This is a genomic window from Dietzia cercidiphylli (assembly GCF_039531545.1).
Taxonomy (GTDB): domain Bacteria; phylum Actinomycetota; class Actinomycetes; order Mycobacteriales; family Mycobacteriaceae; genus Dietzia; species Dietzia natronolimnaea.
Window position 1 is genome coordinate 114,120 of sequence record NZ_BAAAQG010000007.1, and the last position, 13,830, is coordinate 127,949.

The window sequence follows — 13,830 nt, forward strand, 5'->3', positions numbered from 1 at the left end:
TCAGCCCTTCGTCTGTCGGGTCGCCGACCGGACGGCGGAGGCCGCCGGTTCGACGGGGTTCGCGGGATCGGAGTAGTCGGTACCGGGCGGGTCGAGGCGGATGTCGAAGCCACCCGGCACGCGGGTGCGGCCGAGCGCCTCGCGGACCTTGTGGCGCAGCAGGCCGTAGACGAAGCGCGGGTCCGTCATCATGTCGCGGAGCGACTTGTCGAGGTTGAACACCGCGGTGAACGTCTGCTCCACGTGGTCGTCCTCACGGGCGGCGGCGGTGATGGCGTTGAACACCGGCCACGACACCCGGGACATGATCCTGCGTCGCCACGCGGGCGCGACCTCCGTGCCCTCGGCGAAGTCGTATCCCTGGTCGCGGGCCATGGCCAGCATCCACGGCACTTCCAGCGACGCGCGCTGCCGGTCGAGGAACGCGCGGGTGAACGAGGAGTCGAGTGACCGGTGCTCGGCCAGGATGTCGGAGAGCACGACTGCCGAGCGGGCGGCCGAGCTCATCCCCTGCGCGTAGAACGGATTGAAGGCGCAGGCCGCGTCCCCGATGGCCACCAGGCCCAGCGGTGGGTGTGCCAGCTCGTCGTAGCGGCGCCACTTGTTGCCCGTGGCGCGGGTGAGGTGCACCTCCGAGATCGGGGTGCCGGCCCGCATGGCGGCGGCGAAGGTGGGCGCGCGGAGTCGGTCGGCGGCGGCCTCGAACGTCTCGGGCGTGCGCGGCATCCGGATCCCCCACGAGCCCATGCACGAGATCGCGAGGTCACCCTCGACAGGGAAGAAGTTGGAGAGGAACTCGTGCTCCTGCGGATGGGGGCCGGTGTCCTGGGTGGGGGTCAGGACCAGGTGCTTCCACCACCAGTTCGGCGGCCTCTCCGAGGCATCCGGGAGTTGGTACCAGCGGGAGGTGTAGGTGACCTTGGCGTCGAGGGTCTTCTCGGGGACGGCCGGCCAGCCGGCGGCCGCGATCCAGTCCCGGACCGAGGACCCGCGGCCCAGGGCGTCCACCACGAGATCGGCCTCGAGGATCCGGGTCTCGCCGTGCGCGTCGCGGTACTCCACCCCGGTCACTCGCCCGGCCGGTGTCCCGCCTCCGGTGGTGGACAGGCCCGACGCGGTCACGCCCTCGCGGATCTCGATGGTCGGCAGGTCGCGGACCTTCTCCCGCAGGACACGCTCGATGAGGATGCGGGAGGAGTAGATCATCGTCATGGTGCTGGTCTTGCGCGGCCCCCAGCCGTCCATCTCGCCGTAGGCCGCGTCCATCGAGGGCATCAGCAGCATCCCGCCGGCCTCGATGAGTGACTCCTCGAACCCGGGGAAGATCGTGCCGATCGCGCGTCGCCCGGCGTTGAGGACGAAGTGCGGGTGCTTGCTCTGGGGGACCCCGCGCCGGTGCTCGGCGCCGGGCGGAAGCTCGTCCCGCTCGAGGACCACCACCCTGTCGAAGTGCGGCGCCAGCACGCCGGCCGAACACAGGCCCGCCACGCTCCCGCCGAGGACCACTGCCGTCGCTCCGTGCATCCCGATCTCCTTCATTCATACAATGATTGTCGTAATGTATGAATGTATGCGCGGTGTGTCAACGGTCACTCTTCGGACGATCGGTAACCTGATCGGCGTGAGCCTCACCGTCAGCACCGTCAACGTCAACGGGATCCGCGCCGCCGTCAAGCAGCGGTCGGAGACCAACCTCGGATTCCTGCCCTGGCTGGAGGGCAGTGGCGCGGACGTGGTCGCGCTCCAGGAGGTCCGCGCCGACGAGGGCCAGACCCGTAAGGCGCTCGCTCCGGCCCTCGACGCCGGCTGGCACCTCGTCGGCTCCGCCTCCTCGCTCAAGGGCCGGGCCGGCGTCGCGCTGTTGTCCCGGCACGAGCCCGCGGAGGTGCGCATCGGGCACGGTGATCCCGAGTTCGACGAGTCCGGCCGCTACATCGAGGCGGTGTACCCCGGCGCCGTCGACGGGGAGACCGTCACCGTGGCCAGCCTCTACCTGCCCTCCGGGACGGCCGAGACCCCCAAGCAGGACGAGAAGGACCGCTTCATGGCGAGCTTCCGGGAGCACCTCGCCGAGAGCGCGAAGGTGGTCGGCGCCCGCGACGGTCACGAGATGATCATCTGCGGCGACTGGAACATCGCCCACCGCGAGGCGGACCTGAAGAACCACAAGGGGAACCACAAGAGCTCCGGCTTCCTGCCCCACGAGCGTGAGTGGATGTCAGAGTTGTTCGCCGACGCCAGCGGGTGGACCGACATCGTGCGCCATCGTCGCCCCGACGAGATCGGCCCGTACTCGTGGTGGAGCCAACGGGGCAAGGCCTTCGACAACGACGCGGGCTGGCGCATCGACTACCACGTGGTGACCGACGGCCTGGTCGATCGTGCCGTGGCCGATCGGGTGGACCGTGCGAGTGCCTACGACATGCGGTGGTCCGACCACGCGCCGGTCACCGTCGTCTACGAGTGACGACGACGAGGGCGTCCGCACCGGAGGGGCCCGCGATCGCGGATGCCGCGCGGCGAGCACATCCGTAACCTCGGCTCCATGCCGACGTATGCGACTGCCGACCGTCCTGACCGAGCCGGACTCGAGGAGTTCCTGCGCCCGCGGCACCGCGCGGTGCTCATCACGCGGAAGTCCTCGGGAGGGTTGCAGAGCTCGCCCGTGACCTGTGGTGTCGACTCTGAGGGCAGGCTCGTCGTGGCCACCTACCCGCAGCGGGCGAAGGTCGGGAACATCCGACGAGACCCGGCGGTCAGCGTGTGCGTCCTGTCCGACGATTTCACCGGCCCGTACGTCCACCTGGACGGCACCGGCGAGATCGTCGACCTGCCCGGTGCCGTCGAGCCGCTGGTCGAGTACTTCCGCAGCGTCGCCGGCGAACACAGCGACTGGGACGAGTACCGCGAGGCCATGGTGCGGCAGGGCAAATGCCTCATCCGGGTGACGATCGACGACTGGGGGCCGGTGGCGACGGGCGGGTTCCCGCCCGAGCAGGACCGGTCCACCGGCCGATGAGGGCGTGATCGGGGGGCCGGGGGCGCCGTGGGAAGATGGGCGCCATGTCTGAGCAGTCCACTTCCGCAGCTCCTGCGCCCACGACCGCCGCGACCGGGGCGCCCGCGACGCGCCAGCGCGTCCTGTCCGGCATCCAGCCCACCGCCGACTCCTACCATCTCGGCAACTACCTGGGCGCCGTGCGGCAGTGGGTGGACCTGCAGGACGACTACGACGCGTACTACTTCATCCCTGACCTGCACGCGATCACCGTCAGGCAGGACCCCAAGGAACTGCGCGAGCGGGTGTTCCGCGGGTGCGCGCAGCTGCTCGCGCTCGGGGTGGACCCCGCCCGCTCGGTGTTGTTCGTGCAGTCGCACGTCCCCGAGCATGCCGAACTGGCCTGGGTGCTGGGGTGCATCACCGGTTACGGTGAGGCCGCTCGGATGACGCAGTTCAAGGACAAGTCGTCCAAGCAGGGCACGGACGGGACCACGGTGGGGCTGTTCACCTACCCGGTGCTCATGGCCGCCGACATCCTGCTCTATCGCCCGCATCTCGTGCCCGTGGGGGAGGACCAGCGTCAGCACCTCGAGCTGACCCGCGATCTGGCGATGCGGTTCAACTCCCGCTACAAGAAGACCTTCGTGGTGCCCGAGGGCAAGATCCTCGAGGGGTCGGCGAAGATCTACGACCTGCAGGACCCCACGGCCAAGATGAGCAAGTCGGGGGAGAACCCCAAGGGGATCGTCAACCTGCTCGACGACCCGAAGGTCTCCGCCAAGCGCATCCGCAGCGCGGTGACGGACTCCGATGGTGACATCCGCTTCGACCGCGAGATGAAGCCGGGTGTGTCGAACCTGCTGACCATCCAGTCGGCGTTCACCGGGCGGCCGGTGGCGGACATCGTGGCCGATTACCAGGCTGCGGGGGCAGGGTACGGTGCGCTCAAGACCGACACCGCCGATGCCCTCGAGGCCTTCGTCACCCCGTTGCGCGGTCGGTTCGACGAGTACATGTCGGACAGGGCCGAGCTCGAGCGGATCCTGGCCGACGGAGCAGATCGTGCGAGGTCCGTGGCCGGGCCGGTGCTCTCGCAGGTCTACCAGGCGGTCGGGTTCACCGCTCCCCGCCGCGGCTAATCGGACCCGCTGATCCCGCTGCCGGGGGCTCAGCCCTCGCGGGTGCCCTGCTGGTAGATCTGCTTCCAGTCGTCGCCCGTGCGCTGCCAGATCGAACTGTGCACCGACGACGCCCCGCGGGGGCCGGAGGCACGCCACAGCAGGAGCACCACGTCATCGGCCAGGCGTCGCGTCTCCACGACCTCGAGTTCGACGCCGCCGGGGGAGACGTCGGCATCACCGAGTTCGCGGCGGGTCCACGTCCTGCCCGCCGGGTCGACCTGCCGCCACCGCACGTCCAGCAGCCGGGTGAGCTTCCTGCGGTCCCGGCGGACAGCGTCGGTGAGCAACGCCCGCTCGAGGTCCACCACCAGTTCCTCGGCCGCCGGGTGTGACGCGGCCGCGTCGGAGTCCATCGAGAACAGGTCGGGCTCGGACGTAACGGCGGGCTTTGTCGTCGTCGTGGTGTCCGCCGACCCGCTCGACCGCCGCGCCCCCGCGGACCCGGTGCCCCCGTCGGCGGCCGGGGGGACGGCCGGGTCGTCACCCGCGCCCACCGCCTGCGCGCCCGGGAACCCGGGGCCGGCCTCGGGCTCCCGACGCGACGCATGGGCCTTGGCGGCCCCGTTGGCCAGGACGTCCGCCTTCTCGTTGAGCTCGTGGCCGGCGTGACCCTTGACCCACTCGAAGGTGACCTCGCGGCCCGTCATCGCCTCGTCGAGCGCCTTCATGACCTCGACGTTGAGAACGGGCTTGCCGTCGGCCTTCTTCCAGCCCTTGCGCTTCCAGCCGACCATCCACTTGGTCACCGAGTTGATGACGTACTGCGAGTCGCACAGGATGTGGAGGGGCTCGGGGGAGTGCGCGGTCTGGCGGAGGAGATCCAGGACCGCGGCGAGCTCGCCCTGGTTGTTGGTTCCGCGTGTCCAGCCGCCGCAGCGCCACCGCGACTCGTCGATGTACCAGGCCCATCCGGCCGGGCCGGGGTTACCGAGAGCGGAGCCGTCCGCGGCGGCGATGATCGTCACGTCGAGCGATGATGCCACCGTGGCCGGGGGGAGGCCCCACCGGCCACGGTCATCGGGTCACCAACGGTCTCATCCCTGCAGTTCGCCGTCCTCGATGCCGTCCAGGTCGATCGCGGGAGAGTGCTTGCGCTCGTCGAGGCGGGCGGCCCGGGCTGCCTCCCTCATCTCGATCCCGTCGGTGACGAAGTCACCGACCTCCTTGGCGATGGACCCGATCGCGTCGGTGATGATGACGGCGATGCGGCCGACGAGGGACGCCCCCGCCTGGACACCTGCCTGGACCTGGTCCTTGTTGCGCTCGAAGTCGCCCATCGATGCGCTCCCTTCGTCAGTGGTGTCCACGAAGTTACCCCGGCTCAGGCCGCGGGTGTCACCTTCCTGCGCTCGATGAGCACGGCCGGCGTGTCCGCCGGGGTGGGCGACAGCGGCAGGGCGAGCCGGAACATCTTGGACCACACGTTCGCCACCTGCTTCCACAGCGGGCCGGTCGTGTACGGAAGGCCGTGCTCCTCGCAGAGCGCCCGGACCTCCTCGGCGATCTCCGGGTAGCGGTGCGCGGGCAGATCGGGGAAGAGGTGGTGCTCGATCTGGTGCGAGAGGTTGCCGGTGGCCAGGTGCATGAACGGGCTTCCCGAGATGTTGGCCGAGCCGAGCATCTGGCGCACGTACCACTCGCCGCGGGTCTCCTCGGCCGTCTCCTCCTGGGTGAAGACCTGCGCGCCGGAGGGGAAGTGCCCGCAGAAGATCACCGAGAACGCCCAGACGTTGCGGACGAGGTTGGCGGTGAGGTTGCCCGCGAAGGTGAGCGGGAACAGCGGGCCGGTGAGCGCCGGGTGGACGATGTAGTCCTTGGCGACCTGGCCGCGCATCTTGCCCCACCACCCGGCGAGCAGGCCCTTGACGTCCGACCACTTGCGCTTGCCCTTGAGCACGTTGTCGTACTCGAGGTCGTGGAGCATCACGCCCCACTCGAACGCCATCATGAGCCCGAATGCGTACAGCGGGTTGCCCAGGCGCAGCGGGGTCCACTTCTGCTCGTACTCCATGCGCAGGATGCCGTATCCGATGTCCCGATCGAGGTCCAGGATGTTGGTGTGCGTGTGGTGCATGTAGTTGTGCGAGTGTCGCCACTGGTCGGACGGGCACACGTTGTCCCACTCGAAGCTGGACGAGTGGAGCATGTCGTCGCGCATCCAGTCGTACTGGCCGTGCATGACGTTGTGGCCGATCTCCATGTTGTCGAGGATCTTGGAGGCGCTCAGCGCGGCCACTCCTGCGAGCCACGCGGGCGGCAGGAAGCCGAGGAACATCAGGGCGCGCCCGGTCAGTTCGAGTCGACGCTGCATGCGGACCACGCGGAGGATGTAGTCGCGGTCGGCGGTGCCCAGGTCGGCCACCACGCGGTCGCGGATGGCGTCGAGCTCACGGCCGATGATCTCCACCGATTCGGCGGACAGCACCACGGGCTCGGGGCCGGTGGCGTCGGGCTTCTCGGTCTTCGGCTTCGTGGAGCGGATGGTGGGGAGCTGCAGGAGGGTCATGACGGGAGTCCTTCCGGTCGTTCCGGTGGGAGTACGGGTTGGGATGTGACTGTGTCGGGGAGGTCTAGAGCTCGATCTCGACGTCGCCCACGGGCGCGGAGACACAGATCTGGACTAGGCAACCGGGTTCGGTGTCGACCTCGCCCGTCCTGAGGTCGCGGGTGGCGCCGGAGACCCGGACGGCGGTGCAGGTGTGGCAGATGCCCATCCGGCAGCCGTGCTTCGGGGACAGCCCCGCGGCCTCCGCGCCCTCCAACAGCGTGGTGCCGGAGTTGAGCGCCGACACACCGCTCCTGACGTGGGTGACGGTTCCGCCGTCGCCCTCCGGCACGGGTCCGTTGGAGGCGGTGAACCGCTCGCGGAGGACGTCCGCGTAGCGGTCTGCTCCGAGTGCGTCGGCCAGGCCGTCGGCCAGGCCGTCGGGCCCGCAGAGGAAGACGGTGGAATCGGCGTGCCACGGCGCCACCTCGTCGAGGTGGCCCTCTGTCAGGTGGCCGACCAGGTCCCGCGACGACGGGTCGGAGGTGACTGACGGGTCCGGGTGGCCCGAGGTGTCTGACGGGTCCGGTGCCACGGTGGGGACCACCCGGACCTCGACACCGGCGCGCGAGAGTTCGCGGATCCGGTCACGGAACGGCACGTCCTCGACCCGGCGGGCGTAGTGGAGCCACGCGACACGGCCGGTGGCCCCCTCCCCGCAGTGGCCCTCCCCGGCGAGGGTGGAGGCGATGGAGAGCATCGGGGTGATGCCGCTGCCGCCGCTGACCAACAGCACGTCGGTCGGGCGTGCGTCCGGGAGGGTGACCTCCCCGACGGGGTTCCCGAGGAGCAGTCGCATCCCGGGAGCGGCCTCGGACCACAGGTGTTCGGAGACCACGCCCCCCGGATGCCGGCGGACGGCGATCGTCGCCAGGCCGTCGGACCGCGCGGCGGAGTCCACCGGGGAGTAGTGACGGCGGTGGACGACGCCGTCGACCACCACGCCGATCTCGAGAGCGGCTCCGGGGGCGGGCCGGTCGACCCCGGCCGGGAGCCGGAGCGTGATGACGGTGACGTCGGAGACGGGCCGGTCGACGGCGACGACCGTCGCGCCGGTCGGGTCGTCGGACCAGCTCACTCCGAGTGAGCGGACGTAGTGCTCCACCGGGTGCGGGGTGAGCAGGGTGCGGGTGATCCCGCGGGAGAAGAGTCGGCTGATGGTCGGGGCGGTCATGAGGACCTCCGGAAGGTAGTGGTCGGTGTGGTCGTGCGCCGTCGGACGCGGCCTACTGCCGTGATGTGCGGTCCCGACCTCACGGTCGCGGCTGCACCACGGGGGCGTATCCGGCCGGTTCGACCACCGGACGAGTTTGAGTGTACATACGTTCTCTCAAATGGAAAGGGGCCCGCCGCTGTCACGTGGGTCACACTCCGACGGGGGGTTCCCCACATGCGGATACAGGCCTCAGGCGATAGCATCACGGGCGTGGCGACACCAGGTACCCGGGCGGAGCAGAAGCGGCACACACGTGCACTCATCGTTGCCGCGGGCCGCCACGCGGTGGCCACGCGGGGATTCTCCGGCCTGGTCGTCCGCGAGCTCGCACGCGAGGCGGGCATCGTCCCCACCGCGTTCTACCGGCACTTCGAGTCGGTGGACGCCCTGGCCACCGAGATCGCGGCGGGGGCTGCCGAGGCGCTGGGCGAGCTCGTCGACGACCTCGTCGCAGGGCCGGCATCGGATCCCGTCGTGGACTGGCCCGGTCGGGCCTCGGCCGCCGCCGTCCGGGACCCGCAGACCTGGTCGGTGCTCGCCCGCGGGCTCGTCGACACCGCCCATGCCGACCACCGGGTGCTCTCGGCGGCCGTCGACTCCGCACGCCGACGGCTGGGGATCACCCTGGGACGGCTCGAGACGCTCTCCGGCGCGGACGGAAGCGCGGTGGATATCGCGGCAGACCTCGTCGTCGTCGTCCTGTTGCGACTCCTCGTGGAGGTGGCGGTGGGCTACGACGCCCGCGCGGCTGTCGAGGAGTGCACCGGCCGCCTGAGGGTCATCCTCGCCGGAGCCGGCACGGTCTCCTGACGGTTCGGCGTCGCGCGGTCCACGGCCCGCGGGTCGGTCAGCGGCGCGACCGCAGTGCCATGACCGCACCGGCCGCCACGACCAACCCCGCCGCGCCCACGGCCAGCCACGGCCCGTACTGCACGAGTACGGAGCCCCTCGTACCGGACGGGTCGAGCTGAGCGGCCGTACCCACGGCGCCGAGAGGGCCGGAGGCCTGATGCTCGGTCCCCGCTCCCGGATCGGCCGGCGGTCCCGTCACCAACCGCCCCACGGAGTCGTCGGTGTCGAAGCCGGCATCGAGCAACCGCGCCGCCTGTTCCCACGGCGACGCGGGCACACGGGTGCCGTCGAGGAGAACCACCGCCAGTCGTCGTCCGTCCCGCTCGGCCGCCCCGATGAACGTGTGTCGGGCGTCGTCGGTGAAGCCGGTCTTGCCGCCGATCGCCCCCGGGTAGTTGTAGAGCAGCTGGTTGTCGTTGGCCAGCACGAAACCCGGGTTGACCACGGTCCCGTCCCCGCGCGTCGTCGGACCGGTGAGGGCCGGCGCGGCGGCCGGATCGGGTGCGCCCGCGCCCTCGCCCGCGGGATACCCGGGGAACCCGGACATCTCCGTGCCCACGATGCCGGCGAACCCCGGGCGGGTCATGGCGTCGCGGAAGATGAGCGACAGGTCGTACGCCGTCGACATCATCCCGGGCCCGTCCAGGCCGTTCACGGTCGCCGCGTGAGTGCTCACGGCGCCGAGCCCGGCCGCGTGCGCGTTCATCGCCTCCAGGGTTTTCTCGACCCCGCCCATCCGCCGGGCGAGCACGAGGGCCGCGTCGTTACCCGAGGACATGAGCAGGCCCCGCACCAGGCGGTCGACCGAGTACTGACCGCCCGGGCCGATCCCCACCAGGCTGCCCTCGGCGCCCAGGAGGTCCTCGTCGGACACCTCGATCACGCGGTCCGCGTCCAGGGTGTCCAGGGCCACGGTGGCGAGCAGGGTCTTGATCAGACTCGCCGGGCGGTAGCGACCATGCGGATCGCGCGCGGCCACCACCTCGCCCGTGTCCAGGTCCGAGATCATCCACGCGCTGGCGGTGACGTCTCGGGGCACCTCGAAGCCGTCCGGTGCCACGACGTCACACCCGGCGAGCGAGTCGCCGCCCGGGGGCGTCTCGGGCACCGGGGGAGGCACGGGCGAGGTCCGGCCGGGCAGCGGGACCTCGGATTCGTCGACGGGGGCGGGCGGGGAGGTGCGGTACGGGCACCCGGTGAGGTCGCGGGGGGTGTCGAAGTACTCGAGCGACGTGGTTGACGGCAACACCGCGGCCGGGGGCGGCTCGGTCAGGGCGGTCGCCCGCTCCGGCTCGACGGCCGTAGCGGGACCGGCGAGGGCGAGCGGACCCAATCCCACGAATGCTGCCGTGACGAGGCCGACTGTTCTGAGCGCGGGGCGTCGTCGAGGGCCGGTCACGGGTACCGAGTCTACGTCCGTGTGGGGCCGTTCCGGACGGGACCCGCCCGGGAAGACGCCGGCGGGGCCGCACCCTCCGCTCAGAGAGGGTGCGGCCCCGCCGGGGAGACCACGGGAGGTCAGCGCGCGAACAGCAGGGCGCGCTTGACCTCCTGGATCGCCTTGGTCACCTGGATGCCACGGGGGCACGCGTCGGTGCAGTTGAAGGTCGTGCGGCACCGCCAGACCCCCTCGGCGTCGTTGAGGATCTCGAGTCGCTCGGCCGCACCCTCGTCACGGGAGTCGAAGATGAACCGGTGCGCGTTGACGATCGCCGCCGGGCCGAAGTACGACCCGTCCGCCCAGAACACCGGGCACGAGGTCGTGCAGCAGGCGCAGAGGATGCACTTGGTGGTGTCGTCGAAGCGGGCCCGGTCCGTCTGGGACTGGATCCGCTCGGCCGTCGGCTGGTTCCCGGACGTGATGAGGTACGGCATGACGTCACGGAACGACTTGAAGAACGGCTCCATGTCGACGTACAGGTCCTTCTCCACCGGCAGCCCGCGGATCGGGGCGATGGTGATGGTGATGGACTTGCCGTCCTTGGGGAGCATGTCCTTCATGAGGACCTTGCACGCCAGGCGGTTGACCCCGTTGATCAGCATGGCGTCCGACCCACAGATGCCGTGTGCGCACGACCGGCGGAACGCGAGGCTGCCGTCGATGTAGTTCTTCACGTACATCAGCAGGTTGAGCAGACGGTCCGACGGCAGGGCCGGGACCTCGTACTCCTTCCAACCCGCCGAGTCCGGATCCTCCGGGTTGAACCGGGCGATCTTGAGCGTGACCATGGTGGAGCCGGGCGGCACCGGGCGGTTCGAGCCCGGGTCCTTGCCGTCGGTGGCCTTGGTGGTGTCGACTGCGGTGGTCATCAGTACTTACGCTCCATCGGCTCGTAGCGGGTCTGCACAACCGGCTTCCAGTCCAGCCGGATCTCGGAGAGGAGGCCGAGGCCGTCCTTGAACGCCATCGTGTGCTTCATGAACTCGTCGTCGTTGCGGTCCGGGTAGTCCTCGCGGGCGTGTCCGCCACGGGACTCCTTGCGGTTGAGCGCACCCACGACCGTGACCTCCGCCAGCTCCAGGAGGAAGCCCAGCTCGACGGCCTCGAGGAGTTCGGTGTTGAACCGCTTGCCCTTGTCGCTGACGGTGACGTCGGCGTAGCGCTTCTTCAGGGCGCGGAGCTCGTCACGCGCCTCGGTGAGCGACTGCTCGGTGCGGTACACCGACGCCTTGTCGTCCATCATGGCCTGCATCTCGGTCCGGATGTCGTTGGCGTTCTCCGCGCCGTGGTCGGCGAGCATGCTCTCCATCCACTCACGGACCATCTTCTCGGGCTCCTCGGGGAGTTCGACGAAGTCGTGGCCTGCAGCGTAGTCCGCGGCGGCGATCCCCGCCCGGCGGCCGAACACGTTGATGTCCAGCAGCGAGTTGGTGCCCAGACGGTTGGACCCGTGCACGGACACGCACGCGCACTCGCCGGCGGCGTAGAGACCGGGCACCACGTCGTTGTTGGTGCGGAGGACCTCACCCTTGACGTTGGTCGGGATGCCGCCCATGACGTAGTGACAGGTGGGGAACACCGGGACCAGCTCGGTGACCGGGTCGACACCCAGGTAGGTGCGGGAGAACTCGGTGATGTCGGGGAGCTTCTCCTCGAGCACGTCCGCGCCGAGGTGGGTCACGTCGATGTAGACGTAGTCCTTCTCGGGCCCGGCGCCGCGGCCCTCGCGCACCTCGAGGACCATCGAGCGGGCGACGATGTCACGCGGCGCGAGGTCCTTGATGGTGGGGGCGTAGCGCTCCATGAAGCGCTCGCCGTCCGCGTTGCGCAGGATGCCGCCCTCGCCGCGGACGGCCTCGGAGATGAGGATGCCCAGGCCCGCGAGTCCCGTCGGGTGGAACTGGTGGAACTCCATGTCCTCCAGGGGCAGGCCCTTGCGGAAGACCACGGCCATGCCGTCACCGGTGAGGGTGTGGGCGTTGGAGGTGGTCTTGTACATCCGTCCCGAACCACCGGTCGCGAAGACGGTGGCCTTGGAGTGGAAGACGTGCAGGTCGCCGGAGGCGAGCTCGTAGGCGACGCACCCGGTGGCGACGGGGCCCTCGGGGGTCTCGGTGAGGCAGAGGTCCAGCACGTAGAACTCGTTGAAGAACTCCACGTTGTGCTTGACACAGTTCTGGTAGAGCGTCTGCAGGATCATGTGACCCGTGCGGTCGGCGGCGTAGCAGGCCCGTCGCACGGGCGCCTTGCCGTGGTCGCGGGTGTGACCACCGAAACGACGCTGGTCGATCTTGCCCTCGGGCGTGCGGTTGAACGGCAGGCCCATGTTCTCCAGGTCGATGACCGCGGTGATGGCCTCTTTGGCCATGATCTCCGCGGCGTCCTGGTCGACGAGGTAGTCGCCGCCCTTGACCGTGTCGAACGTGTGCCACTCCCAGTTGTCCTCCTCGACGTTCGCGAGGGCGGCGCACATGCCGCCCTGGGCGGCGCCGGTGTGGGAGCGGGTGGGGTAGAGCTTGGTGAGGACTGCGGTACGGGTCCGCGGGCCCGACTCGATGGCCGCGCGCATGCCTGCGCCGCCGGCGCCGACGATTACCACGTCGTACTGGTGCTGGTGGACCTGACGATCGGTCATGGGATTCTCAGTGCTCGCTTTCGAAGTGGAACGGTCCGCAGGCGTCGATCAGACGTCGTAGGCGAGGCCGAAGAGGGCGTAGGTGCCCAGGGCCAGGACGAGGACGGTCGCGGCGATGAGGATCGCGTTGAGCCAGAACCGCGTCGAGTCCTTGCGCGAATAGTCCGCGATGACCGTCCGGACGCCGTTCGCGCCGTGGAGCTGTGCCAACCAGAGCATGAGGAGGTCCCACGTGGCCCAGAACGGGCTCTGCCAGCGATCCGCGACGTAGGCCCAGTCGATCCGGTGGACTCCCTCGTCGATCATCAGGCCCACGGTGAGGTGGCCGAGCGTGAGGATGACCAGCGCGACGCCCGAGGCGCGCATGAAGATCCACGCGGTGCGCTCGAAGTTGCCGCGTGAGCGCAGGCGCGGGGAGCGCGGCTGGGCGAGCGAGGCGGGGCGATCGTATGACGTCTGGAGAACAGGTGCGTCTGCCATGGTGATCGTTCTCCTTAGATGTGCTGGAAGAGAAGGAAGAGGAGGCGGGCGGTCGCCGCGGCGAAGACCACGACCCAGATCGCCAGGACGGCCCAGAGCATCTGGCGCTGGTACTTCGCGCCCTTGGACCAGAAGTCGATGGCGACGATGCGCAGACCGTTGAGCGCGTGGAAGAGGACCAGAGCGACCAGGCCGACCTCCAGGAGCCCGACGATCGGGGTCTTGTACGAGTCGATGACCGCGTTGTAGGTCTCCGGGCTCACCGTGACGAGCGAGGTGTCCAGCACGTGCACGAAGAGGAAGAAGAAGATCGCCACGCCCGAGATGCGGTGCGCGACCCACGACCACATCCCCGGGTCACCCTTGTAGATGCTGATCTTCTTATTGGGGGCCGGACGCGCCGGCGCCTGCGCAGTACTCATGGGCTTGTCGTGCCTCCGAATCGTCTGGGCGTGGTGCCATCGGCGCGCGTTCCCTGC

Annotated in this window: 14 protein-coding genes; 4 read left to right on the forward strand and 10 right to left on the reverse strand. The window is 69.8% G+C overall.

Going from position 1 to position 13,830, the window contains the following annotated elements; genetic code table 11:
* Positions 1-1,539, reverse strand: a complete 1,539-nt coding sequence (locus ABD250_RS06830; protein WP_241730498.1) for an FAD-dependent oxidoreductase — start codon at positions 1,537-1,539, stop codon at positions 1-3.
* Between the two features lie 82 nt (positions 1,540-1,621).
* Between ABD250_RS06830 and ABD250_RS06835 the strand changes: the two genes are divergently transcribed.
* From ABD250_RS06835 to trpS, 3 genes are all read left to right on the forward strand, one after another.
* Positions 1,622-2,467 (forward strand): exodeoxyribonuclease III, encoded by an 846-nt coding sequence (locus ABD250_RS06835; RefSeq protein ID WP_182644266.1) that lies wholly within the window; start codon positions 1,622-1,624, stop codon positions 2,465-2,467.
* A gap of 78 nt (positions 2,468-2,545) precedes the next feature.
* Positions 2,546-3,019, forward strand: a complete 474-nt coding sequence (locus tag ABD250_RS06840; protein WP_182658010.1) for a PPOX class F420-dependent oxidoreductase — start codon at positions 2,546-2,548, stop codon at positions 3,017-3,019.
* A 44-nt stretch (positions 3,020-3,063) separates the two neighbouring features.
* A complete protein-coding gene (trpS, locus tag ABD250_RS06845) occupies positions 3,064-4,140 on the forward strand; it encodes a tryptophan--tRNA ligase (RefSeq protein ID WP_182658011.1) in 1,077 nt (358 codons plus the stop codon).
* Between the two features lie 29 nt (positions 4,141-4,169).
* On the opposite strand, the gene ABD250_RS06850 is transcribed toward trpS, so the two are convergent.
* The 4 genes from ABD250_RS06850 to ABD250_RS06865 form a co-directional block, all read right to left on the reverse strand.
* On the reverse strand, positions 4,170-5,147 hold the full coding sequence (locus tag ABD250_RS06850) for an RNase H family protein (RefSeq protein ID WP_344391444.1): 978 nt from the start codon (positions 5,145-5,147) through the stop codon (positions 4,170-4,172).
* A gap of 69 nt (positions 5,148-5,216) precedes the next feature.
* On the reverse strand, positions 5,217-5,459 hold the full coding sequence (locus ABD250_RS06855) for a hypothetical protein (RefSeq protein ID WP_182658696.1): 243 nt from the start codon (positions 5,457-5,459) through the stop codon (positions 5,217-5,219).
* Between the two features lie 44 nt (positions 5,460-5,503).
* Positions 5,504-6,688 (reverse strand): fatty acid desaturase family protein, encoded by a 1,185-nt coding sequence (locus ABD250_RS06860; RefSeq protein ID WP_182658697.1) that lies wholly within the window; start codon positions 6,686-6,688, stop codon positions 5,504-5,506.
* Positions 6,689-6,752: 64 nt separating this feature from the next.
* Positions 6,753-7,901, reverse strand: coding sequence for a flavin reductase family protein (locus tag ABD250_RS06865; RefSeq protein ID WP_182658698.1), 1,149 nt, complete (start codon positions 7,899-7,901; stop codon positions 6,753-6,755).
* Positions 7,902-8,153: 252 nt separating this feature from the next.
* On the opposite strand from ABD250_RS06865, the gene ABD250_RS06870 reads away from it, so the two are divergent.
* On the forward strand, positions 8,154-8,753 hold the full coding sequence (locus ABD250_RS06870; RefSeq protein ID WP_179524742.1) for a TetR/AcrR family transcriptional regulator: 600 nt from the start codon (positions 8,154-8,156) through the stop codon (positions 8,751-8,753).
* Between the two features lie 37 nt (positions 8,754-8,790).
* Here ABD250_RS06870 and ABD250_RS06875 read toward each other — a convergent pair whose 3' ends face one another.
* The 5 genes from ABD250_RS06875 to sdhC form a co-directional block, all read right to left on the reverse strand.
* On the reverse strand, positions 8,791-10,194 hold the full coding sequence (locus tag ABD250_RS06875) for a D-alanyl-D-alanine carboxypeptidase family protein (RefSeq protein ID WP_344391448.1): 1,404 nt from the start codon (positions 10,192-10,194) through the stop codon (positions 8,791-8,793).
* 119 nt (positions 10,195-10,313) lie between these two features.
* Positions 10,314-11,105, reverse strand: a complete 792-nt coding sequence (locus tag ABD250_RS06880; protein ID WP_179524744.1) for a succinate dehydrogenase iron-sulfur subunit — start codon at positions 11,103-11,105, stop codon at positions 10,314-10,316.
* Positions 11,105-12,871 (reverse strand): succinate dehydrogenase flavoprotein subunit, encoded by a 1,767-nt coding sequence (sdhA, locus tag ABD250_RS06885; RefSeq protein ID WP_182658293.1) that lies wholly within the window; start codon positions 12,869-12,871, stop codon positions 11,105-11,107. Before sdhA ends, ABD250_RS06880 begins: the two co-directional genes overlap by 1 nt.
* A gap of 48 nt (positions 12,872-12,919) precedes the next feature.
* Entirely contained in the window at positions 12,920-13,351 is a 432-nt protein-coding gene (locus tag ABD250_RS06890) for a succinate dehydrogenase hydrophobic membrane anchor subunit (protein WP_179524745.1), read from the reverse strand.
* Positions 13,352-13,365: 14 nt separating this feature from the next.
* On the reverse strand, positions 13,366-13,773 hold the full coding sequence (gene sdhC, locus ABD250_RS06895) for a succinate dehydrogenase, cytochrome b556 subunit (protein WP_182609616.1): 408 nt from the start codon (positions 13,771-13,773) through the stop codon (positions 13,366-13,368).
* Between the last annotated feature and the right edge of the window lie 57 nt (positions 13,774-13,830).